18 protein-coding genes and 1 pseudogene are annotated in these 24,218 nt (G+C 58.3%); 6 read left to right on the top strand and 13 right to left on the bottom strand.

Going from position 1 to position 24,218, the window contains the following annotated elements; translation table 11 throughout:
- The 4 genes from V3W27_RS26325 to V3W27_RS26310 all read right to left on the bottom strand — a co-directional run bounded on the left by V3W27_RS26325 (nt 1) and on the right by V3W27_RS26310 (nt 5,274).
- Nucleotides 1-1,014, bottom strand: coding sequence for an iron ABC transporter substrate-binding protein (locus V3W27_RS26325; RefSeq protein ID WP_330207909.1), 1,014 nt, complete (start codon nt 1,012-1,014; stop codon nt 1-3).
- 186 nt (nt 1,015-1,200) lie between these two features.
- On the bottom strand, nt 1,201-2,718 hold the full coding sequence (locus tag V3W27_RS26320) for an ArnT family glycosyltransferase (RefSeq protein WP_330207908.1): 1,518 nt from the start codon (nt 2,716-2,718) through the stop codon (nt 1,201-1,203).
- Nucleotides 2,715-4,436, bottom strand: coding sequence for a lipid IV(A) 4-amino-4-deoxy-L-arabinosyltransferase (gene arnT, locus V3W27_RS26315; protein WP_330207907.1), 1,722 nt, complete (start codon nt 4,434-4,436; stop codon nt 2,715-2,717). The genes V3W27_RS26320 and arnT overlap by 4 nt, the downstream gene beginning before the upstream one ends.
- Before the next feature lie 295 nt (nt 4,437-4,731).
- Nucleotides 4,732-5,274 carry a histidine phosphatase family protein gene (locus V3W27_RS26310; RefSeq protein ID WP_330207906.1) on the bottom strand — a complete coding sequence of 181 codons (543 nt, stop codon included), beginning with the start codon at nt 5,272-5,274 and terminating at the stop codon, nt 4,732-4,734.
- 451 nt (nt 5,275-5,725) lie between these two features.
- Between V3W27_RS26310 and V3W27_RS26305 the strand changes: the two genes are divergently transcribed.
- On the top strand, nt 5,726-7,036 hold the full coding sequence (locus tag V3W27_RS26305) for a sensor histidine kinase (protein WP_330207905.1): 1,311 nt from the start codon (nt 5,726-5,728) through the stop codon (nt 7,034-7,036).
- On the opposite strand, the gene V3W27_RS26300 is transcribed toward V3W27_RS26305, so the two are convergent.
- The 5 genes from V3W27_RS26300 to V3W27_RS26280 all read right to left on the bottom strand — a co-directional run bounded on the left by V3W27_RS26300 (nt 6,994) and on the right by V3W27_RS26280 (nt 13,261).
- Nucleotides 6,994-7,545 (bottom strand): PqiC family protein, encoded by a 552-nt coding sequence (locus tag V3W27_RS26300; protein WP_330207904.1) that lies wholly within the window; start codon nt 7,543-7,545, stop codon nt 6,994-6,996. The genes V3W27_RS26305 and V3W27_RS26300 overlap by 43 nt on opposite strands.
- 16 nt (nt 7,546-7,561) lie before the next feature.
- The gene (locus V3W27_RS26295) at nt 7,562-9,217 is read right to left on the bottom strand and encodes a PqiB family protein (RefSeq protein ID WP_330207903.1); all 1,656 of its coding nucleotides are present in this window, start codon (nt 9,215-9,217) and stop codon (nt 7,562-7,564) included.
- A 117-nt stretch (nt 9,218-9,334) separates the two neighbouring features.
- Nucleotides 9,335-10,636 (bottom strand): NAD(P)/FAD-dependent oxidoreductase, encoded by a 1,302-nt coding sequence (locus tag V3W27_RS26290; protein ID WP_330207902.1) that lies wholly within the window; start codon nt 10,634-10,636, stop codon nt 9,335-9,337.
- A complete protein-coding gene (locus V3W27_RS26285; protein WP_330207901.1) occupies nt 10,633-11,721 on the bottom strand; it encodes a polyamine ABC transporter substrate-binding protein in 1,089 nt (362 codons plus the stop codon). Before V3W27_RS26285 ends, V3W27_RS26290 begins: the two co-directional genes overlap by 4 nt.
- A gap of 181 nt (nt 11,722-11,902) precedes the next feature.
- Entirely contained in the window at nt 11,903-13,261 is a 1,359-nt protein-coding gene (locus tag V3W27_RS26280) for a glutamine synthetase family protein (protein ID WP_330207900.1), read from the bottom strand.
- Between the two features lie 161 nt (nt 13,262-13,422).
- Here V3W27_RS26280 and V3W27_RS26275 point away from each other — a divergent pair, with 161 nt between their 5' ends.
- From V3W27_RS26275 to V3W27_RS26260, 4 genes are all read left to right on the top strand, one after another.
- Entirely contained in the window at nt 13,423-14,319 is an 897-nt protein-coding gene (locus tag V3W27_RS26275; protein WP_330207899.1) for a helix-turn-helix domain-containing protein, read from the top strand.
- Nucleotides 14,320-14,414: 95 nt separating this feature from the next.
- Entirely contained in the window at nt 14,415-14,924 is a 510-nt protein-coding gene (locus V3W27_RS26270; protein ID WP_210557110.1) for a sigma-70 family RNA polymerase sigma factor, read from the top strand.
- A complete protein-coding gene (locus V3W27_RS26265) occupies nt 14,924-15,886 on the top strand; it encodes a FecR domain-containing protein (protein ID WP_330207898.1) in 963 nt (320 codons plus the stop codon). The genes V3W27_RS26270 and V3W27_RS26265 overlap by 1 nt, the downstream gene beginning before the upstream one ends.
- A gap of 67 nt (nt 15,887-15,953) precedes the next feature.
- On the top strand, nt 15,954-18,356 hold the full coding sequence (locus V3W27_RS26260; protein WP_330207897.1) for a TonB-dependent receptor: 2,403 nt from the start codon (nt 15,954-15,956) through the stop codon (nt 18,354-18,356).
- 214 nt (nt 18,357-18,570) lie between these two features.
- Here the strand turns inward: V3W27_RS26260 and gmtX are convergent, their stop codons facing one another.
- The 3 genes from gmtX to gmtY are packed head-to-tail and all read right to left on the bottom strand — an operon-like array spanning nt 18,571 to nt 23,244.
- Nucleotides 18,571-19,230, bottom strand: coding sequence for a gamma-mobile-trio protein GmtX (gmtX, locus tag V3W27_RS26255; protein WP_122257768.1), 660 nt, complete (start codon nt 19,228-19,230; stop codon nt 18,571-18,573).
- Nucleotides 19,205-21,796: a gamma-mobile-trio integrase GmtZ gene (gmtZ, locus tag V3W27_RS26250; RefSeq protein WP_330207896.1), complete on the bottom strand. Its 2,592-nt coding sequence runs from the start codon at nt 21,794-21,796 to the stop codon at nt 19,205-19,207. Before gmtZ ends, gmtX begins: the two co-directional genes overlap by 26 nt.
- Nucleotides 21,793-23,244, bottom strand: a complete 1,452-nt coding sequence (gene gmtY, locus V3W27_RS26245) for a gamma-mobile-trio recombinase GmtY (protein WP_122257766.1) — start codon at nt 23,242-23,244, stop codon at nt 21,793-21,795. The genes gmtZ and gmtY overlap by 4 nt, the downstream gene beginning before the upstream one ends.
- 193 nt (nt 23,245-23,437) lie before the next feature.
- On the opposite strand from gmtY, the gene V3W27_RS26240 reads away from it, so the two are divergent.
- Entirely contained in the window at nt 23,438-23,953 is a 516-nt protein-coding gene (locus V3W27_RS26240) for a cupin domain-containing protein (RefSeq protein ID WP_027611930.1), read from the top strand.
- Nucleotides 23,954-24,136: 183 nt separating this feature from the next.
- Here V3W27_RS26240 and V3W27_RS26235 read toward each other — a convergent pair.
- A pseudogene (locus V3W27_RS26235) lies at nt 24,137-24,218 on the bottom strand (thymidylate kinase); the annotation flags it as partial.

Raw genomic sequence — 24,218 nt, 5'->3', positions numbered from 1 at the left:
TTAGAGCAATCCGGCCTGGGTCATCAGCTCGATGGCTTTTTTGCTGTCGAGGGTCGACGCATCGACTTTCGGCGCGTCGAGGGTTTTCAGCGGAGTCAGCTTCGGATTGGACGGCGCGTCTTTACCCACGGCGTATTCGAAGGAGGTGCCGGTTTCGAGAACTTCCTGACCTTCCTTGCTGGTGATGTATTTGACGAACTTCTGTGCGTCTTCCTGATGCTTGCTCGATGCCAGCACGCCGGCGCCGGAGGTACTGACGAACGCGCCCGGATCCTGATGTTTGAAGTAGTACAGCTTGGTGTTTTTACTGTTTTCGCCGGTCTTGGACTGATCGACGAAGCTGTAATAGTGATAGATCACGCCGCTGTCGATCTGTCCGGCGTTCACCGCTTTGAGCACCGCACTGTTGCCGCGATAGATCGTGGCGTTGGTCTTCATGCCCTTGAGCCATTCCAGCGTGGCAGCTTCACCTTTCTGTTGCAGGACGGCGGCGACGATCGCCTGGAAGTCCGCGCCAGCCGGGGAGGCGGCCCAACGGCCTTTCCAGGCCGGGGTGGCGAGGTCGAGCAGGGATTTGGGCAGGTCTTTTTCAGTCAACTTGCTTGGGTTGTAGACGAACACGGTGGAACGGGCGGCGATGCCGACCCAATTGCCGTGGGCCGGACGGTAGGCGGAATCGACTTGCTCAAGGGTCGCGGGCGCCAGAGGGGCGAACAGTTTGGCGTTGTCCACCAGCACCATCGCCGGCGAGTTTTCGGTGAGGAATACGTCTGCCGGCGAGGCGGCGCCTTCCTGCACGAGCTGGTTGCCCATCTCGGTGTCATCGCCGTTGCGAATGGTCACCGGGATTCCGGTTTCTTCGGTGAAGCCGGCCACCCAGGCCTTGGTCAGCGTTTCATGCTGCGCGTTGTAGACCACCAGACCCACCGAATCGGCGGCAAAAGCCTCGCCGGTGGCGAGCAACGCGGTGGCCAGCAATGCGCGCTTGAAGAAGGATGGAAAGCGTGGATTCATTCGGGCAGCTCCTGTTTTCAGACGTTATGAGCAAACCCTCGCAGGAAACAATGCGAACGATTTGCAAGTGTCGAGTCGCGGCAATGTAGGGTGGCAAATGAGAAAAAAACGTCAAAGAAGCCGTTAATACTTGTCATTGCCATTCAAATTTACCGCGACTCTCTCCTTTTGTCTTAACGTCATTGCTCAGGAGTGGGGGATGTAAGCCACGCTCTGGTCTGCACGCCCGTGGAATACCTGTTCGCCACGGGTCGGGGTGGTGGTGATGACCTGATGATCAGCCTTCAGCGCATCGAGTGGCACGGCGTCACCGGAACGGTATTGCGCCACGAAGATCGTGCGATGCGGATCCCAGTGTTCCCCGCTGGTGCGTTGCAGCCAGGCGATCAGCGTCGCGGTGTCGCCATTGTGCGGGAAGTCCTCGATCGTTTCCGGCATGTAGTAGAACGGTGCACCACCGGTTTGCAGATACATCGGTACTTTGTTGTCTACCTCGATCATGACCATGCGCCATTGATTCAACGGTGCCTGCTGACTGGCCTGCTCGCGTACCTGCTCGCCGAAGCGGATGACACCGCCGCCGCTGTTGGTCCATGGGTAAAGCACACCCAGTACCGCAGCGAGCAACACAGTAGTGACAGCGAAGCCGATCTTCAGCCCACGGCCTTCGCTGTTGCGGGCGGTCATGCGCCGGGTCACCCACCAGGCACCCAGCAATTGCGCGAAGGGCACCAGCGGCAACACGTAATAGCTGCGGCGACTGCCACTGGCGGTGAAGAACAGCATCAGCAGCGCGAGCCCTTGAATCAGCCAGCGGGTATCCGGTTCGATGTGCTTCCAGTTGCGCGCGGCCACCCATAAGGCGATCAACCAGCACGGCGCCCACGGCAGGGTGTAAACCGGCAGATAGATCAAGTAGGTGTAAATCGGCCCGAACTGATCGAACGGCTGGAAAAACCGCACGACGTTTTCACGCAGCACCAGGCCGAGGCCGCTTTGTTCGTAGTTGGGCGCACCGTAGAGGTGAGACAACAGGAAAGGCGCCATGTAAAACGCCCCGGCGATCAATAGCGCGCCGAACAGTCGCAGGTTCAGATGACGTTTCCAGCGGTGTTCGCTGAGCAGGTGCGGCAGCAGCACCAGCCCCGGCAGGATGAAACCGATCAGGCCCTTGAACAGCGACGTCAGCGACAACAAACCGAAGAACACCACGTAGCGCCAGAAGCGGGTGTCATCCGGGCCGCGCCAGTACCACCAGACGGCCGCCAGCACGCCGCAGACGGTGAGGATGTCGGCGGTGGCGACTCGCGCCCAGAACACGAAATAGAAGGTGGTCGCGAGCATCCAGCCGGCGATCAGCCCGGTGCCTTTGCGAAACAGTTGCTCGCCGAGCAGGTACACCAGCCACACGCTAAGCCACGCGGAAATCACCGAAGACAGGCGCAACGACCAATGCCCCAGTCCGCCGGTGAACCACGAGGTGGCGGTGATCAGCCAGTACGACAGCAGCGGTTTGTCGTAATAAGGACTGCCTTTGAGATAGGGATCGAAATAATCGCCGCTTTGCAGCATCTGCAAGGCGATGTTGGCCCAGCGGGTTTCCGGCCCCCACAGCTCGCGACTGCCCAGGCCGAGCAATAACAGCAGGGCAGTTGCGGCCAGCAGAAGCAGCAACGCGCCCCGATCTTTTTTGTCTGCGGTCATGGTTTGCTCTGGGCAAAGATAAAGATTTCCAGGTTGCCGCGCCGGAAGTGCTGACCATCGATCGGCAACAGCTCCAGTTGCTGCTCGTCAGAGGTGCTGTTGACGCGCATCACCACACCCACCGAGCCTTTTTTGCGCGCTGCGGTCATCCATTCTCCTACGCCGTCGAGGCTGACCTTGCGTGACGCCATGGCCGGGTCATCGAGGCCGTATTTGAGCTCGCCAACGGTGTTGAACAGGTCGACTTGCGGGCGACGCAAACGCCAGGACAGTGCCGACGCAGCGCCCAGGTCATTACTCAGCAACGAGCTGGTTTCGCTCAGTTGCTGCTGATGTTCGGCAATGAACTGATCCGGCATCTTGCTGTTGACGATGGTCGCCGGCATCGCGGCCGGCAGCAATGCGACGAGCAGGCCGATGCCCAGCGCCGGCATCGCCCACAGCGTCAGCGGGCGCAAGGCTTGCAGCGAACCGGCAATCAGCCAGCCGAGCAGCACGATATAGCCCAGCGACAGGCTGAACATTTCGGTGTGTTCGTAAATTTCACGGGTCGCTTGCAGATAGATCAGCGCGACCAGTGCGGCAACGGCCAGCATCACGTTGACCACACCGTTGATGCGCAAGACACGGCCGTTCTGGCGTTCGAGCCAGCCCATCAGCGTGTGGCCCATCAACAGGGCCAGAGGCAGCAGGCACGGCATGATGTAAGTCGGCAGTTTGCCGCTGCTCGCGCTGAAAAACGCCAGCGGCAGCAGGAACCACAAGGCGAGGAAGGCGATTTTCGGATCGCGCTTTTCCCGCCAGGTACGCAGCAGCGTTGAAGGCAACAGCAGTGCCCACGGCAAGGTGGACGCAAACAGCAGCGGCAGGTAGAACCACCATGGTCGTGCGTGCTGTGCGTCTTCACCGGCGGCGAAGCGGCGGATGTGTTCGTGCCAGAAGAAGAACCGCCAGAAATCCGGTTCACGCGCGTGCACGGCCAGTGCCCATGGCACGCTGACCAGCGCGGCCACGGCCACGGCAATCAGTCCATAACGCACCAGTTCGCCGAAACGCCGCTGCCAGATCATGTAGGGCAGGGCGATCAGCACCGGCAGCATCAGGGCGAGGAAACCTTTGGTCATCAGGCCCATGCCACAAGCGAATCCCAACAAAGCCCAGCCACCCAGGCGCGCGCGCGGGGTGTTGCTGTCGATGGCAAACCAGATCGCCACCAGACTCAGGTTGACCCACAAGGTGAACTGCGGATCGAGGTTGGCATAGCCGGCTTGTCCTGCGATCAGGCCGAAGCTCATATAAAGGAGGGCGCACGCGGCGCTGATTCGCGGGTTGTTCCACAGGCGCCGGGCCAGCAGGTAGGCCAGCCACACACTAACCCCGGAGCTGAGTGCCGACGCGATGCGCACGCCGAAGAGGTTTTCACCGAAAATCGCCTGGCCGATGGCGATCATCCAGTAGCCGGCGATCGGTTTTTCAAAGTAGCGAATGCCCATGAAGTGCGGCGCCACCCAGTTGCCGCTCTGCAGCATTTCCTGGCTGATCTGCCCATAACGGGTTTCATCGGGAATCCACAGACCGTGAGTCATCAGCGGCAGCAGATAAAACACCACGAATGCCAGCACCAGCCCGGGTATCGCAAAGCGTTCGATCAGCGTGCTCTGGTGGAGGCGCGGCAAATTCAGCGCTGCATGGTGCAGCGGTTTGTTCTCAGACGTCATGACTGGACCTTGGTGCAGTACAAAGTGTGCGTTTCAGTGACGGCCCGGCAATTTCCGTTGCAGGCGCGGCACTGGGTTGAATGAATACAGAGGCGAGCACGGCCGATGGGCGTGTCCTGCATTCAGAGAACGGGTCTGCTTCCAGCGTTAAGTTCTCCTTGAGAAGACAAGCTTTAAATTTAATTTTTTCCAATTCTGGAAAGTAAAAAACATTTCTTATTACAAATTTCATACACGGCAATACCTTGTGCCAGAGCATTGGCCGGGCCGTTTGTTCTCGACTAAGTTTTGATGATTACTTGGCCAGTCGTTGCCAGCCTTCGGGATTCATGATGCCGATTACTTCAAGTTTTCCTTGCGCATCTATCCGGGCCAAAACAGTGCTGCCATATTCGGCAGCGACCGCGCGCGGGTAACCGGTCTGCCGTTCGAAATCGGCAATGCAGCCGCTGTGGGTTACCAGAATCATGTTCTGTCCCGGGGTCTTGTGCGCCACCAATTCATTGCGCATCGTCGGGCCACAGGTTTGCAGCCATTCCGCCGTCACGGCATCGTGGCCGAGCATGTAATGCGCAGTCTGCAGGGTGCGCGTCAACGGGCTGCTGAACAACTGGGTTTTTTCCAGGCCCAGTTTCGTAAAGCCACGGCCTACCTGGGCTGCAGCAATGCTGCCAGCCTGGGTGATACCGTCTGCCGGCCCCAGACAGGGATTGGTCGAGCGGTCGCAACGTTCGGTGTGGCGAACCAGTGCGACGACCTCACCGGCCTGCCAGGCCTTCACCCATTCCTGGGTAGCCGACGCACTCGCATAGCGCAGGTTGGCGGGCGAACGTTGCATCCAGACGAAGCCACAAATCAGTGTAATCAACAGCAAACCGACAGCAATGATTGCCCAGGTGCGCGGACGAGACAGATCCCATCGCCTGGACGGTGATTGTACGTGTACTAATTCAACCACGACGTTGCCCCTTGTCATTCCCGAGTTCCACTCAGTACACGCACAGTGCAACGTAAGCTCCAGGAGGTTAGTTACTTTACGGTGGTCTACTTGAATGGCTGCTGAACACTACGTTCAGAGTCGTGGCGGAGCAGTGAAGAACATGTGAAAAATTTGCGAGGTCCGGCGTGTGTTAACTAAAACGGCTATTTGATAAACAAACTCAAATACCCGTTTTGTTTGTTTTAAACACTTAACAACAACGCCGGGCAAGGCGAAGCTGCGAATATTGGTCAACGTCGTCGCGCCGCCCCTTGCAGCCCTGACATCAGCACTGGAGTCATTGAACCGGATGGACCTCAAGCAAAGCCTCGCCAATCGGATTGTGATTGTGTTCGCCTTGATGAGCGCGGTGGTGGCCGGTGTCTTCGCGATGGGCATTGTGGCCACGGTGCATGTCGTCGAGCACAAACTGACCATGACCGCCCTCAGTGGCGGACTGCGCCGCTTGTTGGCGATGGACGACATCAACCAATGGCGGCACGAGCCGGAAAAGAGCGAACTGTTTTTTTTCGAGAACGGCCCGGGGCCCATGGCGCTGACGCCACAACTGGCAGCACTGCCCCAGGGGTTTCAGGAGATCACCTTCAACGGTGACGATTTCTACGCGATGGTCGAGGCAGTCGGCGGACGCAAGTATGTGCTGCTGCGCAATCAGGAAAGCTTCGAACAGCGCGAGCACCTGCTGTTCGTGGTGGTGATAGTCGGGTTCATCCTCAGCGTCATGCTGGCCGTCGCGCTCGGCAGGCTGCTGGCGCGGCAGGTCATGGCGCCGGTGATTCGCCTGGCGGGGCAGGTGCGGCATCGTGATCAGTTGATCGCGTTGGCGCCGGCCCTGCATCCGGACTACGCCGATGATGAAGTAGGGGAGTTGGCCCTGTCTTTTGACCAGACACTCGGCCGGTTACGCGAAACCCTGAATCGGGAAAAGCTCTTCACCAGTGATGTCAGCCACGAACTGCGCACGCCGTTGATGGTTCTGGCCAGCTCCTGCGAGCTGTTACTGGCCAACCCTTCGCTGGATCCGCGTTCCACCCAGCAGGTCACACGCATCGCCCGGGCCAGCGCTGAAATGCGCCAACTGGTCGAAACCTTCTTGATGCTGGCGCGCAAGCCGGAAGAGCTTGGTACCGAATCGACCTGCACACTCAAATCGATCGCCGATGCCCAGGTGGAAATCTGGGGGCGACTGATTCGTGAAAAGGGTCTGGAATTCATCTACGAGCCGCAACTGGCGGGCACCACGCGTTATGACCTGACATTCTTGCAGTCGGTCATGGGCAATCTGCTGCGCAATGCCTGGCACTACACCGATCAGGGCTTTGTAAGGTTGACCCTGCTCAAGGACAGCTTCGTGGTCGAGGACAGCGGCATCGGTATTCCGGAAGAGAAACGCCACGCGATGTTCCAGCCATTCGTGCGCGGTGACGAGCAGCGCGGTGAAGGCCTTGGGCTGGGATTGTCACTGGTGCAGCGGATCTGCAGCCATCAGCGCTGGCAGGTTCAGTTGGTGACTCGAGAACCGAACGGCTGCCGTTTCACCGTCACGCTGTCGGCGGCTCAGGAGGCCGACGGGCAGACGCGAGAATTACCCGCCGCTTGATTGATCAATGCAGCCAGGCGTTTGACGTTGTTCTGTTGCGCGGCCACCAGTTCGTCGATGCTCGGGCCGGACGGAGTTTGCAAGGTTGAATGGCAGGTCAGCAGAGCATTGTCCGCCGCACCGCTGGGACGCAGGCGCCATTTGACGTCGATCAGTCCGTACTGGCCGGGGATCGAGTCGAAACGCTGCACATCGATGCGCACCGAGACGTTGCCGCCACTGCCGGTATTGCTCAGTTGATCGTTCAAGGCACTGCGCAGCTCATCCGCCAGACTCGCCCCCCACCACTGGGTTTCCAGAATCGCCAGGCCATTGTTACCCTGACGGATGACGATTTGCGGGCGGTCAACTTGCGGCGGCACGCTGATCCCCTCGATCGGAATCTGCGCGCCCGAGCGGGACGCCGGCAGTTGCACCGGGGTCAGGGTGTGAAAGTTGATCGGCTCGCTGCGGCAGGCGCCCAGCAGCATGAACGCAGCGAACACGGTGATCTTCAGCGGTACAGCCATGGCGTAGCTCCTGTGCTCAATTACGTGGCGGTCCTTTCAGATCCAGCGGCGCCGCGTTGTCGGGACGACCGCGAATCAGCGATTCCGGATGGCGACCGAGATAATCCGACAGCTCACGCAGCGAACGCGACATGCGCCCGAGTTCGTCGAGGGTCTCGGTGAGTTTCTCGCGCTGCGGCGAATCTTCGGCCAGGGTCGAGCTGGCGGACTGCAAGGTCTTGCTGACGTCGGCCAGGGTGGTCTGCACGCTTGGCAGGGTTTTCGCGTTGAACTGGGTCAGGCCTTTGCGCAGCTCGACGAGGTTGCTGTCGAGGTTGCCGGCAATCCGTTCGACCGGCAGTTTGTTGAGCTTGTCGACCACGGCTTCGAGTTTTTCCTGCAACTGTTCGAGGCTGCCGGGCACGGTTGGCAAGACCACCGGCCGGGCCGTCGCGTCGAACGCGACTTTCTCGGCTTTCGGGAAGAAGTCCAGCGCGATGTACAACTGCCCGGTCAGCAGGTTGCCGCTGCGGGCCTGGGCGCGCAGACCGTTGTCGACGAAGGTGCCGAGCAAACGAATGCCGGCCGCTTCGTCGTTGGGATCATGCTTGAATTCGGTGAGCATTTTTTTGTAGGCCTGACCGAGGCGCTGCGGGTAAATGACGATGCCGACGTTCAGCGGGAAGCTGCGTTTCTTCGCGTCGAAATCGAGATTGATGCCGACCACCCGGCCAATTTCCATGCCGAGAAATTCCACCGGCGCATCGACCTTGAGCCCGCGCAAGGACTGCTCGAAACGCAGCACCATGTATTGCGCTTTGCCATTGGGCGGGGCGAGGGCGGTCTGCTGATCGGCGAACAGTTCGAAATCCTTGTCGTCGGCGGCGGCAACGTCGTTGGGGCTGTAATCCGGGGCGCGGAAGGCAATGCCGCCGACCAGCATGGTCGACAGCGATTCGGTCTTCACCGCAAAGCCGTTGGCGCCGACATTGATGTCGATGCCGCTGGCATTCCAGAATCGGGTGTTTTCGGTGACGAACGCGTCGTTCGGCGAATGGATGAACACCTCTATGTCCACGCCTTTGCCCTCGGGATTGAGGGTGTAAGTAACCACCTGACCGACCGGAATCTTGCGGTAGTAAACCGGCGAACCAATGTCCAGCGAGCCGAGATCCGGCGCGTGCAGCATGAAGCGCTTGCCCGGTTCGCCGTAGGTGATCGGCGGTGGATTTTCCAGGCCCTTGAAGTGTTTGGCGCGGCTGTCGGACTGGCCGATGTCGGCGCCGATGTAGTCGCCGGAGAGCAGGGTGTCGATGCCCGACACACCACCAGCGCCGATGCGCGGGCGCACGACCCAGAAGTGCGAGTCTTCGCGGGTAAAGGTTTCGGCCTGTTTGGACAGCTTGATGGTGGCGTCGACACTTTTCTGATCGCCGCTCAACTCGACGTCAGTCACCTGACCGATCACCACATTGCGGTATTTGACTTCGGTCTTGTTGGCGGTCAGGCCGCTGCCGGTCTTGAAGTTGACGACGATGGTCGGGCCTTCCTGCATCAGGTTGTGCACCACCAGCGAAATACCGACCAGCACCGCGACGATCGGCACGATCCACACCAGTGAAATACTGAAACGACGCGTCTTGATCGGCGCTTGGCCCGGTGCTCGTGGCTCATCGGCGGCTGACGACTTCATCCATGTCCTCCTCGGTTTTGTGGATGCTGAGCGTCAGGAACGCAAAAGCACCTCATCAATATAGAAGTGCTTGGCGATAGAGCAAATAAGCGAGGAGATGGTTACGTGGTGGATGCCTCAGCCGAGTATTTCACGCAGGCGATACCAGAACATGCCCAGTGCCAGCAGCGGCGAACGCAGGGCCGGGCCGCCGGGGAAGGTCATGTGCGGCACCGCGCTGAACACATCCATGCCCTGACTGTGGCCGGCGTGAATCGCTTCGCCCAGCAGCTTGGCGCACCAGTGCGTGACGTTGAGGCCGTGCCCGGAGTAACCCTGAGCGTAGAACACGTTCGGCTGCTGCTGGAGCCGGCCGACCTGCGGGAAGCGGTTGGCGGTGATGCCGATCTTGCCACCCCATTGATAGTCGATGCGCACGTCCGCCAGTTGCGGGAAGACCTTGAGCATCTTCGGGCGCATGTAGGCGGCGATATCCGCCGGATCGCGCCCGGAATAATGACAGGCGCCGCCGAACAGCAGGCGTCGATCCGCTGAAAGCCGGTAGTAATCGAGGCCGACTTTCTGGTCGCACAACGCGAGGTTGTGCGGGATCAATTGCGCGGCACGTTCCTCGGACAGCGGCTCGGTGGCGATGATGTAACTGCCGGCCGGCAGTACCTTGCCGCTGAGTTGCTGTTCGAGTTCATCCAGATGCGCGTTGCAACCGAGCACCAGACTGCCGGCGCGAACGCTGCCGGTGGCGCAGCGCACTTCAACGGTTTCGCCATGAATGATCTGCAGCACCGGGCTTTGCTCGAAGATTCGCACACCGAGGGACGCCGCCAGACGCGCTTCGCCTTGCACCAGATCTAGCGGGTGCAGATGACCGGAGCCCATGTCGATCAGACCACCCGCGTAGATGTCGGCGTTGACCACTTGCTGACGGATCAGCTCCGGGCCGACCAAACGGGTCTGGTGTTGATAACCGAGTTCGTCGAGGCTGACCTGTTCGTCCTTGAACGCTGCGAATTGCGCCGGAGTGTTGGCCAGCTCGCAGAAGCCCCAACGCAGGTCGCACTCGATGGCGTTCTCGGTGATGCGCTGGCGCACCAGTTCCACCGAGTCGATGCCGGCGCGTTGCAGATAACGTACGCCTTCGTTGCCGACGTAACGGGCAAAGCCTTCGACCTCGTGACCGATGCCGCGAATCAACTGACCGCCGTTGCGCCCGCTGGCGCCCCAGCCGATGCGCCGGGCTTCGAGCAACACCACCGACAGCCCGCGCTGGGCCAGTTCGATGGCAGTGTTGACCCCGGTGAAGCCGCCGCCGATCACGCAGACATCGGCGCTGAGATCGCCGTCGAGTGTCGGCCAAGGCGTGCTGGCCCGGGCCGAAGCCGCATAATAGGAGCGGGCGTGTTCTTTGCTGTACTGATTCATTTGTTCGACTTCACTTTGCTCCAGGACCGGGTCATCAGACGCATGATCGGCTGGGGCGGGGTAGAGGAGATGTAGAGCTTGTCCAGCACCGCCTGGGACGGGTAGACCTCGGGATTGTTCACCAGCGCCTGATCCATGTACTGCTTGGCGGCCGGGTTCGGGTTGGCGTAACCGACCGAAGCGCTGACCTTGGCAATCACTTGCGGATCGAGCAGGTAATTGATGAAGGCGTGGGCTTCCTTGGTGTTGCTGGCGTCGGCCGGAATCGCCAGCAAATCGAACCACAGGTTGGCGCCTTCCTTCGGAATCGCGTAAGCGATGTTCACCCCGTTCTTGGCTTCCTTGGCGCGGTTGGCCGCCTGGAACACGTCGCCGGAGTAGCCGAAGGCTACGCAGATGTCGCCATTGGCCAGGTCGGAAACGTATTTCGAGGAATGGAAATAGGTGATGTACGGGCGAATGCTCAGCAGTTTCGCTTCGGCCTTTTTATAGTCTTCCGGGTTTTCGCTGCGAGGGTCCATGCCCATGTAGTTAAGGATCGCCGGGAACACTTCGTCCGCCGAGTCCATCATCGACACGCCACACTGGGTGAGTTTCTTCAGGTTTTCCGGCTCGAACAGCACGGCCCAGGAATCGATGTGATCGATGCCGAGCACTGCCTTGACCTTGTCGACGTTGTAGCCGATGCCGTTGGTGCCCCACAGGTACGGTACCGAGTGCTGGTTGCCCGGGTCGTTCTTTTCGAGCAATTCGAGCAATTTCGGGTCGAGATTTTTCCAGTTCGGTAGCTGCTCGCGATCGAGTTTGAGGAACGCCCCGGCCTTCACCTGACGCGCGAGGAAGTGGTTGGATGGCACCACCACGTCATAGCCGGTACGGCCGGCGAGCAGCTTGCCTTCCAGGGTTTCATTGGAGTCGAAAACGTCATAGATCACCTTGATCCCGGTCTTGGCCTGAAAGTCGGCGAGGGTGGTTTCACCGATGTAGTCGGTCCAGTTGTAGACGCTGACCTGTGGCTGGGCCAGGGCTGCGGTGCTGCACAACAGCGCCAGCGCGGCGGGAACCATGGATTTCAATAGACGCATATCGACACCTCTTCGAATTTTTTGGATTTTTCAGGTGGTTCGCTAATTCCTGTGGGAGGGGGCTTGCTCCCGAAGAGGCCGGCACATTCAACATTTTCTGTGACTGACAGACCGCTTTCGGGAGCAAGCCCCCTCCCACAAAAGCCCATCCCACAAAGGTGAAGGGGCTTTGTGGGATGGATCAGACGCTCAGCAGCAGGAACTCGCGCTCCCAGGAGCTGATCACGCGCTTGAAGTTTTCATGCTCGGCGCGTTTGACCGCGACGTAACCGCGCACGAACTTGTTGCCCAGGTAACGCGCAACGGTGTCGCACTCTTCCATTTGCGTCAGCGCGTCTTCGATGGTGATCGGCAGGCGCAGGTTGCGGCGTTCGTAGGCACGGCCTTCGACGGCGGCACTCGGTTCGATGCCTTCGACCATGCCGATGTAGCCACACAGCAGGCTCGCGGCGATCGCCAGATACGGGTTGGCATCGGCGCCCGGCAGGCGGTTTTCCACGCGCATGGCTTCCGGCCCGGAGGTCGGCACACGCAGGCCGACGGTGCGGTTTTCTTCGCCCCACTCGACGTTAACCGGTGCCGAAGTGTCCGGCAGGAAGCGGCGGAACGAGTTCACGTTCGGCGCGAACATCGGCAGGACTTTCGGGATGTACTTCTGCAGGCCGCCGATGTGATGGCGAAACAGCTCGCTCATCTTGCCCTCGGCATCGGCGAAGATCGGCTTGCCGGTGGCGATTTCCACGACGCTCTGGTGCAGGTGCATGGCGCTGCCGGGTTCGTCACCAATCGGCTTGGCCATGAACGTGGCAGTGACGTTGTGCTTGAGTGCGGCTTCGCGCAGGGTGCGTTTGAACACGGTGATCTGGTCGGCCAGATCCAATGCGTCGCCGTGCCGGAAGTTGATTTCCATCTGCGCCGGGCCGTCTTCATGGATCAGCGTGTCCAGATCCAGACCTTGCAGCTCGCACCAGTCGTAGACGTCTTCGAACAGCGGATCGAATTCGTTGGCGGCATCAATCGAGAACGATTGCCGCCCGCTTTCAGCCCGGCCCGAACGGCCCAGCGGCGCCTTGAGTGGCAGATCCGGGTCTTCGCAGCGCTGGGTCAGGTAGAACTCCATTTCCGGCGCAACGATCGGCTTCCAGCCCTTGTCGGTGTACAGCTGCAGGACTTTTTTCAGCACGTTGCGCGGCGACAGTTCGATCGGGTTGCCGAACTTGTCGAAGGTGTCGTGGATGACGATGGCGGTCGGCTCGATCGCCCATGGAATCACATACACGGCGTCGCTCACCGGTTTGCAGACCATGTCGATGTCGGCCGGGTCGAGCAGGTCGTAGTAGATGTCGTCGTCGACAAAATCCCCGGTTACCGTTTGCAGCAGCACACTTTCCGGCAGGCGCATGCCTCGCTCATGCAGGAACTTGTTGGTCGGTGCGATCTTGCCGCGGGCGATGCCGGTCAGGTCGCTGACCACACATTCAACTTCGGTAATCTTGTGATCTTTCAGCCACGTGAACAGCTGATCGAAAGGGGCATTCATAAAGACCTCGTTATTGGTTTTATAGACGCCGGGGAGGGCGGGTTTCATCTTCCGCCCCTTCCCCTGTGGCGCGTTGACGACTATCTTGGGCGTGCCTTGCCGTTCCATCTATCCACTTTAAGCAGCACCAAAGCGCACCAAAAGAGTGCGCAAGGTCTCCCATGACGACGTGTAATCCGCTACAGGTTCAGGCTTTCAATACCGATGATGTCAGCGAACAGATCCGCGCCACGCCGGGTTGGGTTCAGCATTACCAGCAGATGTCTCCCGGGCATTTCGCCGGGCAGATCCGCTATCTGGACTTGGAAGGTGTGCAGGTCTACGAAGAACAGATGAACACCCGCGTCGAGCAGACGTTCAGCGCGCCGTCGGGGGCCTTGGCCTTCTGTTTCGATCGCAGCGACAACGCGCTGTATCTGCTCAACGAAGACAGCCGCAACATCTGGATCACCCCGGAGAACTACCAGGAAATTGCCGTGGTGTTCGGCCCGGAATTCGTCCGTCAGCACGGTCTGGATGTGGCGAGACTCGAAGGATTGTTCATGGCGCCGCTTAACTGCGGGCAGAACGCCTTGTTCAGTCGCTGGTTAAGCTCAACTCTCACGAAGTTGTCGCAAGCTGTTGATCCGTTTGATAAAGACTCACTGACTCAGCAGTTACTCGAAGACTGCCTGTTCATCCTCGACAACGCACACACCCGTCTTGACCGCGGCGGATTACAGCGGCGTAGCGAAGAACGGATGATCATGAAGCGAGTAGGGGAGTGGGCGGCAGATTCGCCGGAAGACACCGTCAATCTGCTCGAACTGTCGAAGGTCGCAGGGGTGCCGTTGCGACAATTGCAGCAGGCATTCAAGGCCTACACCGGGATGACCCCGAGTCACTGGCTACGCCTGCGTCGACTGAACAGTGCACACCGCGAATTGCTCAGGCGCCGGCCCACGGAAACCACCGTGGCTGAGGTGGCGATGCGCTGGTCGTTCTGGCATCTGGGGCGGTTTTCCAGCAGTTATCGTGCGCTGTTCAAAGAGCTGCCGAGCGAGACGCTGAAACGCTAGAGATTGCCGTCACCGGCAAAAAGATCTTTGTGTCCCAAGCGAAGTTAAATAGAATCAGTCTCATTTGAATCTAACTTCGCGCAGGGTCTCTTGAGATGATTGAAGCCGCCACGCCATCTGAGCAGAGCCTGCACGCGCTGTACCGCGATCACCGAGGCTGGCTGGAAACCTGGCTGCGTCGACGCATGGGCAACGCTTGGGATGCGGCAGATCTGAGCCAGGACACCTTCATGCGCGTGCTGTGCAGCGCGCAACCGATTGCCGACATGCGTGAGCCCCGCGCCTATCTGCTGACCGTGGGCAAACGTCTGCTGAGCAACTTCTACACCCGCCGCAGTCTGGAAAAAGCCTACCTCGAAGCCCTCGCGCAACTGCCGGAGGAGTGCGTGCCATCGCCCGAGCAGCGTTGGCTGCTGCTGGAAACCCTGCAAGCGCTGGATGAGTTGCTCGATGGTTTGCCCCGAGCGGTACGTCGGGCGTTTTTGTGGAGTCAGCTTGAAGGCCTCGGTTACCGCGAAATCGCCGAGCGCCTGCAAGTGTCCGAGCGCACCGTCAAACGTTACATGGCGCAGGCCTACGAGCATTGTCTGCTGGTGGAGCTTTGATGCGCGTAGCCCCCAGCGATGAAGCCCGCGAAGTCGCCCGCGCCGCCGCGCACTGGCTGGCGTTGATTGAGTCCGGCGAAGCGGGCGCTGACGATCATGCGCAATTGCAGGTCTGGCGCAACAGCGATAGCCGGCATGAACAGGCGTGGCAGAAAATCCAGCGCTTGCGCGAACGGTTTTCCGCTCTGCCTTCTGCGCTGGCCATGGCTACGCTGGATCGTCCGGACGCAGCGCGTCGGGCCGTGCTGAAACGCGCGCTTGGTATCGCGGCACTGGTGCCGGCTGCCTGGTTGATCAGTCGGCAACTGCCGCTGGATGTCTGGCGCGCGGATTTGCACACCAGCACTGGTGAACACAAGCGATTGCGGCTCGCGGATGGCAGTTCGTTGCAGCTGAATACCGACAGCGCCGTCAATGTGGATCTTGCTGCCGGTCAGTTGACACTGGTGCGTGGCGAGATGGCCCTTGATGTACCAGGCAACTCAGCGCTGATCATCAATCTGCCGTACGGGCGAATCATCGTCAGTCACAGTGAGATTTGCGTGCGTCTCAATGAGCGTGACTGCAATGTGTCGGTGGTCAGTGGCTCGGTGCAGTTGCAACCGTCAAACGGGCCGGCGCTGATCCTCGATCAGGGCCAGCAGATCAGGCTGCAGGCTTCTGGCGCGGGTGCTGTCCGGGCGTTTGATGTCTCGATGCCGAGCTGGCGCGACGGTGTACTGATGGCGCAGAACCAGCCGCTGGGGGATTTTCTGCGCGAATTGAGCCGTTACCGCCCTGGCGTGCTGCGCTGGGATCCGGAGCTGGAGGCGCTGCGCATCACCGGCAGTTTTCGCCTGGATAACACCGATCAAGTGCTCTCACTGTTGGCGGCCAGCCTGCCGATCGACGTGCAGCAACGCACGCGCTTTTGGGTCTCTCTCGTTCCGCGAAAATTGTCCCAGTCCAAAAAAACAGTCTGAGACCTGTCCCTTTTTTTCGCCTCGCTGGTCATTCCAGGCAAGTGAACCGAATCGAGAGCTTTTTCCTATGCCTGCAGTATTTCCAGGTCGTTTGCGTCCGTTGTTGCAGTTGAGCCTTTTGTTGAGCCTGAGTGCCAGCCCCCTGTTGATCCCCAGCAGTTGGGCGGAAAGCGCCGACCGCCGCGCTTATCAGGTGCCGGCCGGCAGCCTGGGTGCTGTGCTGACCCGTTTTGCCGGACTGGCCGGGGTCAATCTTTCGGTAGATCCTGCCCTGGTCAGCGGGCGCAACAGCAATGGTTTGTCGGGTGAGTTCGGCGTGGAGGAGGGCTTTACCCGGTTGTTGCTGGGGTCCGGTCTACAGCTGCAACCGGCGGGCGTCCGCGCTTACACAGTCATTCCTGCGCCGGACGGCGGCAGTCTGGAACTGGCACCCACTTCGATTCTTGGATCGACGGGTGGCACGGATACCGAGGTTTTTGCCGGTGGCCAGGTAGCGCGCCGAGGCTCGCAGGGGCTGCTGGGTTCCAGGGATTTCATGGAGACCCCGTTCAGCATGACCACCTACACCAGCGAAACGGTGAAAAACCAGCAGGCTCGCACTCTGGGCGATCTGATTGCCAACGACCCTTCGGTGCGTGCGACCAACCCGGCAGGCGGCCGTTATGAGCAATTCACCATCCGCGGTTTCAGCCTGTTCAACAGTGATGTTTCCTACAACGGGCTCTACGGGGTTCTGCCCACTTACACGATCGACATGGAAATGGCCGATCGCGTCGACATCCTCAAGGGCCCGAGCCAACTGATCAACGGGATTTCGCCGCGGGGCAGTGTAGGAGGGGGGATCAACGTGGTGCCCAAGCGCGCCGGCGATCAGCCGAATACATCGCTGACGGCCAGTTACGCCTCGAACAATCAGCTCGGCGGCGCCGTCGACATCGGCCGTCGCTTTGGTGAGGACAACCAATTCGGCCTGCGTTTCAACGGCGTCAAACAATCGGGTGACACTGAATGGGATCACCAGAGCGTCGATCGCGACATGGCTGTGCTGGGCCTGGATTTTCGCGGTGAGCGCCTGCGGCTTTCCACCGATATCGGTCACACCGAGCGCGATACCGATGCACCGCAAGAACGTGTGCAGGTCGGTGCAAACGCGAAAGTTCCGGATGCTGATGATGTGCGCGACAACTACGCGCAACCCTGGAGCCAGGCGCGAACCAAAGATACGTTTGGCACGCTCAATGGCGAGTTCGACGTCAGCGATTCGGTCATGTTGTATGGCGGCGTCGGCGCCCGTAAAAGTAACCACGATTTCCTTCGGCATGCGGTGTCGGTGACCAACGACGCCGGCGACTTCAGCGTTCAACCGCGGGACTTCACCCGTGACGAAAATGTCCGGACTGCCACGGCGGGTGTGCGCAACTGGTTCCATACCGGTTCAGTCAGCCACGAGGTCAATCTGGCGGCCAGCTACTTCTACATGGATTTCGAAAATGGCGGCGCGCGGTATGCAGCAGGGCGCAGCAATCTGTATGACCCGGTGGAAACCGCAAAGCCGCGCACGCCAACACGCTACGACGCCAAGGTCTACACGGAAAACCGCTTCAGCGGCGTCGCACTGTCCGATACGCTGGGCTTCTTCGATGATCGCCTGCAGCTGACCCTTGGCGCCCGTTGGCAAAGGGTTCAAGTCGACGACTGGAGCGATGATGTGAAGGGCGACACCGCTTATGACGAAGAAAAACTCTCGCCATCGGGCGGCATTCTGTTCAAGGCGACGGAAAAGTTGTCGCTCTACGCCAACTACATGGAAGGCCTCAGCCAAGGGAAAATTGCGCCATCGACGTCGATCAACGAGGATGAAATTTTCCCGCCTTTTATCAGCCGACAAGTCGAAGTCGGGGCCAAATATGACGCGGGTTCGTATGCGCTTACAGCGTCTGTGTTCCGGATCAAACAGCCTGCTTATGAAACCAACGCCTCGACACGAGTCTTCGGCCCGAACGGCAAACGACAGAACGACGGGGTGGAGTTGAGCGTGTTCGGCGAGCCGTACAAAGGGTTTCGATTGCTCGGCGGCCTGATGTACATCGACAGCGAACTGACCCAGACCACCAATGGAACCTTTGACGGTAACCGCGCGCCCGCGACACCCAAATACAACGTCAATCTCGGCGCAGAGTGGGATGTACCCAATATGCAGGGGCTGACGCTGACAGGCCGTGGAATCTATTCGAGTTCGCAGTATCTGGATCAGTCCAACCAGAAGGAAATCGACTCATGGGAGCGATTCGACGTGGGGACGCGCTACGCCTTTAAACTGGACGACAAGACCATCACCGTACGCGCCAATGTCGAAAACGTATTGGATAAACGCTACTGGAGTTCGGCGGGCGCATCAGATGACAGTGAGCCCGGGTTGACGCTTTCGACGCCACGGACTTATCTGCTATCGGCAACGGTGGATTTCTGAATTGCTTTCTTGAATAAAAGGGTGGCTTAAAAGGAGGGTAAAATCTTCTAAATTCAGCGATCTACTGTTAACTACACTAAAGAGCTACAGATAAGATCACCTATTGTACTAAGATGACCGTGGGCCAGTAGCGCTGGGGGCTAAGGCCGCGAGGGATGGATAGTGTATGTACTAAGATGCTGTACTACAAGCCATCCCTCAACAGTCCGTCAGATCATTCGATTTCCTTCAGAATTTTCCTAATTGCAGGCACGTAACCATGCTTGTAGATCTCACCTGAATCCCCTTTCACCTGACCTGCCCTGGTGACCATCCAGCCTTGCTTGTCGAAGAAATCGTCCGAAACCGCAGCTCTTAGGGCTGTAATCTCCATGTCACTGAGAACCCCTTTCAGTGAAGGCAGCAGCTGAACTGACTCGCTCTCTTGAGATATCTCGACCACATTAGGGCGTCGGTCAACAACAATGTCCTTTTGAGATTTCAACAGGTTGAGTTCGGCCAGGTAGCGGCGACGCTCGGCCAAGATCTGCGTAAAAACTGCACGCAGCGCTGGATCGTCGATACGTCGAACTAGCTCATTGTCGCTTGGTACACCCTGTTCCTTGGACTTCGCAGGCAGTTTCCTATCTGTCCCCACACTGGCAGCCCAAGCCTCAATTAACTGCCGAAAGCGAAACCCCCCGGTGTTGCGTATCGTTGAGGCAGATGGCCCTCCAGCCTCAACAGAGAGCTTGGCAATCGTGGCAATCGAGAAATTGCGACTCCCCGTTTTCTGATGAGCCTCCAGGACGCCATGCAGCACGGTCAGGGACTTGGCTTGTTGCTTGGTAGCCTGAGACACGAGTTCTTCAAAGATCAGCTGCGGATCGATCACGGATGGCCTCCCGTACTTGTTTTGAGGTGGTTGTGATCAGGTCAGAAAGCTTCGCTACCGGCTGCTTCGTAACGCGCTCTAGCGGCTCCATGGCGGCTGGAAGAAGCTTTAGGCCTTCTCCGGCCTCAAGCAGGCTGGAAACCTCGCGGAATCCCTCCATTTGGTTTTTAGGAGACAGCGTCAAAGCCATAGACCTCATCATTGCATTCCCAGCGATGAGCTGGAGGCGATCATCCATTCCCATCAAAATAGGTGCGTAGCCGCCCTGCATGAGGAGATGGTTTAAAGCGCGGGAGCGCTTTTCGATGGCAGGTGTGGCCCTCAGCTCATCGGTCAAATCAGCGTAAATTTCAGCGTTCTCGCACAGCTGAGATATCTGCCACAGCTCGCTACGGGTTTCGATGAATGAGATGGGCTGATGGATGTCCTGCAAGGAACCCACAGCTACCAGCTTCGTGCCCGAATCATCTGTATCCCGACCCTCTTCGATTGCGACAATCTTGCTGATGATCTGGAAGCAGGAGACCAAGTCTTTCGCGTACTCATCAGCCTCCTTGATCTGCTTTTCGTAGCGCCTTTCAGCCTGTTGCAGCTCCGCATGCAGGAGGAAGGGGCGTTTTTCTTGCTCAGCAAAGTACATTTCGTTGAGCAGCTCATCGCGATCTTGTTCGATCTCAACGGCAAGTGATGAGACCTGAGAGGCTAGATAACTCAGCATGTTGAGGTGGGCCACAAGCGCTGGTAGATAGCGTGCATCCGTGATGAACCAGCGGCAGCGGGGACAGTTTTCTAGGCCATGTGGGACTGGCCCATAGATGTGGCCTTTACTGCTCCGACCGACAATCTCCCCTCCGTTCCAGCATCCGCCTATGTTGCTCATTTCGTCAGATCGAGCGCTGTTTCCGCCGACAAGGCACAAGCCTATGTGACGCTGCTCCCAGCCAATGGCGTTGCGATTCGCCAACGCAATGTCGATTGCGCCAGCATCAATGAATGCCGTTTTAGAGTGGATCTGACGCATATCAGCGTCCCGGAGGAAGATCTTCAGGCTTTCATCCTGCGCAGCACTGATGCGTCCGCTGGCCAAGTCCATTACCTGGGACACCATCGCCGGGGTTGGCTTGGTGTAGTGCAGCGTCATAATGATCCTGGAGTGCCCAGCAATTAGCTTAGATAGCACTTGAATCGGGACACGCCCCTCCATGGCATAGCACGTCAAAAGCGAAACACGGAGGCTATGAAGCGGGAAATGCGTTTTGACCGGTAGTACATTTAATTCGGGGTCGACAGGCTGCACAAAACGCAACCTAGAGCCGTCTGACAGGGTTTGACCACGCGCGGCAGCCCGATCCTCTAGCGTGGAGAGCAATCGATACCATAGGTTGGGCAGTGTATTGCCTGCAATGGGCTTGTCGCGCTCACCTGGAGCCGCTGTGGGGTCGCGGAAGAGGAAGCAGATCGAGCCCATGTCTTTCTTCTGCTCGACAGTTTTGACACTACCAAAGTGCTTCTCTACCAGCTCGGTGCAGGGCGTGGGGCCGTTAATAGGGTTGTATTTCTCTTGCCAGTCCCTCAGGCGTTCCAGCCAGTACAGGACATCTTCGTTCTGCCATGGGATCGTGTAGCCACGCTCACGAGACTCCTTGTTCTGGTCTGCCGTTTTGTTCGTACTGACGTAGAGGCCAGTCATGATTTCACCGATATCCCGGTCGTGGATACGGCAGAAGACCCCTCGTTTCCATGGGTTCGCCTCACGGCCTAGAGAGAACCCATGGCGCTTGTTCAGAATCCAGTCGCCACCCTCGTACCGCCACGTATCTGCCTCACCAGAGTCCAGAAAACGTACCTGATAAGTGCGAAGCGGCAAATGAAGCTTTATGTGCAGCGCCATCGACCTAACGGGAGACCAGATTTCGTAACGATCATTTTTGTAGCGCCATACGCAGTCCGGGTCATCTTCGTCGATGACTGACTGCGCAACCGGAAACCAGTCTCCGAAATCCGAGCGCAATTGGCCGGACTGGGATTGAGCCCATTCCCAGTCGCGGAATGTTCCCCTGGGCTGCGGGCACAGAATTTCGCGAAGCTCCCGAATGTATGCGTAGGGCAAGGGGTTGTACACGGTCTCGGTGATTACCGTCTTTTCCTTCCCTTTGACAAACGGATTCTTGACCACGGCCATAGGGACGCCATGGTCATTTGGCTCGCTGTAGCTGTGAGTGATGATCCAGCCGAGCAGATCCACGATCCAATTCTGGTTTTTAACGGCAGTCGCGGCGTTCATGGATGCCTCCAGGATTGGCCTCAGCTCCGGCAGCAAACCTTTCTCTGCGATCTGGAAAAACACGTCTGGACTGGCCCCGCCCGGCACCGTGGGTAGGTAATGAGCCATGAACCAATTCATCGCGTTGATTTTCACGCCAATGGAGCCGGTCTGCGTGGCTATCCAGCCGGAAAAGAGCTGACGCCAGCGCTCCCAGGCTTCGCCTCGCTCTTGAACAATCCAGTTGAAGTTCGTGTCCGAAGAGCGACCGTCACGCGAGCCGCGTCGTGTTGTCTTAGTCAAAATTTCTTAACTCTGTACTTTGCTTGTGGCGATTCGAAAGCTGCCAGGATCTCTGGCAACGCTTCGTCCCAATCGTTGAATGGCGAAATGATCTTGCCGCTGTCGGTCAACTCATCGAGCCTCTCTTCAGCGGCTGTAAGCGCAGAAGAAACGTCCGCAACACCTGGTGCGGTATATCTCTTCTGCGAATCCAGGGAGCGGTGATGCATCGCTTTGCGGATGATCTGCGGGGGAACCCCAGCCTTGGTCATCCGCCGACCAAAAGCGTGTCGATGGCCATGGGTAGATCGGCCCTCGGGTTTTGAAACCGTTTCCCCAATTCGCGCCAGGGCCCGCTTGTAATTGCCGTTGAGCGCTTGAAGGGTGTAAGGCTGGCCTGCGGCGGAGTCTTCGTAGGAGACGAATGCGTATGGGTGGTGCCGCTCTACTGTAGTCAGGTAGCGGAGATGCACCTTCCACAGCATCATGAAGAGCACGCTGAAGCGTGGAGGAAACCAGTGCAGCTGGATGTAATTGTCGACGTGGTCAACCATCCTGGTTTTCCACCCAACACGTTTGGTGCCCTGGCGAAGATTTCGGGGCGTTAGGGCGTACTTCTCCCTTAAGTAAGCCGCACGTGTTGTCGTGCCTTTGCGCCCCCTCCAATTGTCTGGTGCCTTGCCTTCCTCTGGGTGATAGACACGAACCATGGCGCCACCCTCGATCAGGGGGTGATCTTCGACATCCACTACCCATAGGTGCTGTGCGTCGCTCTCTCGCAAACCCGCGCCATGCATCATGATCAATATCAATTGATCTCGTACTGCACACCTAGGATCAGAAGCTCCACCGAAGCCATCCATGTACATCGCTTGGAACAGCTTCTCAGGGAATGCCACGGCATCATCATCAGCGTTGCTGAGCGTGCGCCGGCCTCGAATATTCCTCGCCTGATCCACGTTCTCCGAGAGCGCCTTGCTTCTAATGTGCCCTAGGAAATCATTGCTGTTACGGCGATGCCAGGCAGCGAAGTTGAGTCTCTGATCATAGGTACTGGCGGTCATCAAGGGGTTCATGGCCGGAGCGTCGTACAGATCAGCCAGATAGTCTGTGAAGCCCTTGAGAACTGAAACGTGACGGTTGGATGAGTTGCGACTGGCTGGAACCCACCCTAGACCAGATGGATCTAGGCCATCATCTCCAACCGTTCCGGTATAGAGGCGTGAGGCAAAAGCCTGGAAGAGGGCGCGGGGATCAGAGAAGTTGTGCTGGTTGGCCTCCATGTACTCCAGCAGCAGCTTTGTGGCCTGGGTGACCGAACGCTGCCAGCTAGGACTCAGGTGGTGGTTATCCAGGATGTAGTCAACCAGCGAGGACACCACTCCATGCTCAGTTATCAAGACAGGGATCTCGCTCTGGATTCCCGTATCGTCAACCACCACCTTCGCTACTACCTGAACCACCGCCATCCAATGCACCCACCCAAAAAGGTGCGGATGGTACAGATAGTACACGTATAGGTGTCAACACTTTGATTTTTAGGGGGAGGTAGAGCTAGGTTTTACCTCTAATCTAATGCACTTAGTATAGTTTTAGGTGATACCAATAATAGCCGTTTAGTAGAGCTATCGTAAAATACGCCGCCATCCACCGGAGCAGACCATGTCTCAACGCACAGTAAACGCACAGGCCTTGATTCAGGCGCTGGATCTGCAATCTCACGTGGAAGGCGGTTATTTTCGCAGAACCTATCAGGCCGATCATAGAGAGATGCTCGATACCGTCGGTGGCCCACGGTACCTGATGACCTCGATTTACTACCTGTTGACCGAGCAATCACCCGTGGGCCAGTTTCATTTCAATCATTCCGACATTGTGCATTTTTTCCATCTGGGCGATCCCATCGAGTACAGCATGATCCATGCTGACGGCTCGCTGGAAACGCTGGTAATGGGCAACGACATTCTGGCGGGACAGCATCTGCAAATGCATGTGCCTGGCGGAATCTGGAAAGCTTCGCGACTGCTCGAGGGAGAACATGGATTTGGCTTGATCAGCGAGGCCGTGTCGCCGGGATTTGATTTTGCGGATATGGAGATGGGTGATCGACGCAAACTGATTGCGCAGTTTCCACAGCACCGGATGCTGATTGAAAAACTGACGCGGGATGCTGATTGAAGGTCGCCAATTGCAGGCAAGGCCGAGGTTTTGAAAAGAGGACTCAGGGTAAAACTCTGGATTGAAATCTGGCGTGCAACCGGGCTAACCCTGAAACATATTGTTACGTGTAATGTATATTATGTTAAACCACGTATTACGCTACGCGCCTTCCTGCACCAACATCTGTCTCCACTCCAACAATCACCCCAGCACCCTATAAATCTCAGAAACCACCTGCATCGTAGCGTCTTCGATTGTTCCCTCATTACGGCACAGAACCCAA

The organism is Pseudomonas sp. AM14(2022), assembly GCF_036346455.1.
Classification (GTDB): domain Bacteria; phylum Pseudomonadota; class Gammaproteobacteria; order Pseudomonadales; family Pseudomonadaceae; genus Aquipseudomonas; species Aquipseudomonas putida_A.
The sequence above is the reverse complement of the archived record's forward strand: the minus strand, read 5'-3'. Positions and strand labels throughout refer to the sequence as shown.

Coding starts and splice junctions, on each gene's coding strand:
- V3W27_RS26325 (WP_330207909.1), bottom strand. CDS start 1,014: ATGAATCCACGCTTTCCATCCTTCTTCAAGCGCGCATTGCTGGCCACC.
- V3W27_RS26320 (WP_330207908.1), bottom strand. CDS start 2,718: ATGACCGCAGACAAAAAAGATCGGGGCGCGTTGCTGCTTCTGCTGGCC.
- arnT (WP_330207907.1), bottom strand. CDS start 4,436: ATGACGTCTGAGAACAAACCGCTGCACCATGCAGCGCTGAATTTGCCG.
- V3W27_RS26310 (WP_330207906.1), bottom strand. CDS start 5,274: ATGCAACGTTCGCCCGCCAACCTGCGCTATGCGAGTGCGTCGGCTACC.
- V3W27_RS26305 (WP_330207905.1), top strand. CDS start 5,726: ATGGACCTCAAGCAAAGCCTCGCCAATCGGATTGTGATTGTGTTCGCC.
- V3W27_RS26300 (WP_330207904.1), bottom strand. CDS start 7,545: ATGGCTGTACCGCTGAAGATCACCGTGTTCGCTGCGTTCATGCTGCTG.
- V3W27_RS26295 (WP_330207903.1), bottom strand. CDS start 9,217: ATGAAGTCGTCAGCCGCCGATGAGCCACGAGCACCGGGCCAAGCGCCG.
- V3W27_RS26290 (WP_330207902.1), bottom strand. CDS start 10,636: ATGAATCAGTACAGCAAAGAACACGCCCGCTCCTATTATGCGGCTTCG.
- V3W27_RS26285 (WP_330207901.1), bottom strand. CDS start 11,721: ATGCGTCTATTGAAATCCATGGTTCCCGCCGCGCTGGCGCTGTTGTGC.
- V3W27_RS26280 (WP_330207900.1), bottom strand. CDS start 13,261: ATGAATGCCCCTTTCGATCAGCTGTTCACGTGGCTGAAAGATCACAAG.
- V3W27_RS26275 (WP_330207899.1), top strand. CDS start 13,423: ATGACGACGTGTAATCCGCTACAGGTTCAGGCTTTCAATACCGATGAT.
- V3W27_RS26270 (WP_210557110.1), top strand. CDS start 14,415: ATGATTGAAGCCGCCACGCCATCTGAGCAGAGCCTGCACGCGCTGTAC.
- V3W27_RS26265 (WP_330207898.1), top strand. CDS start 14,924: ATGCGCGTAGCCCCCAGCGATGAAGCCCGCGAAGTCGCCCGCGCCGCC.
- V3W27_RS26260 (WP_330207897.1), top strand. CDS start 15,954: ATGCCTGCAGTATTTCCAGGTCGTTTGCGTCCGTTGTTGCAGTTGAGC.
- gmtY (WP_122257766.1), bottom strand. CDS start 23,244: ATGGCGGTGGTTCAGGTAGTAGCGAAGGTGGTGGTTGACGATACGGGA.
- V3W27_RS26240 (WP_027611930.1), top strand. CDS start 23,438: ATGTCTCAACGCACAGTAAACGCACAGGCCTTGATTCAGGCGCTGGAT.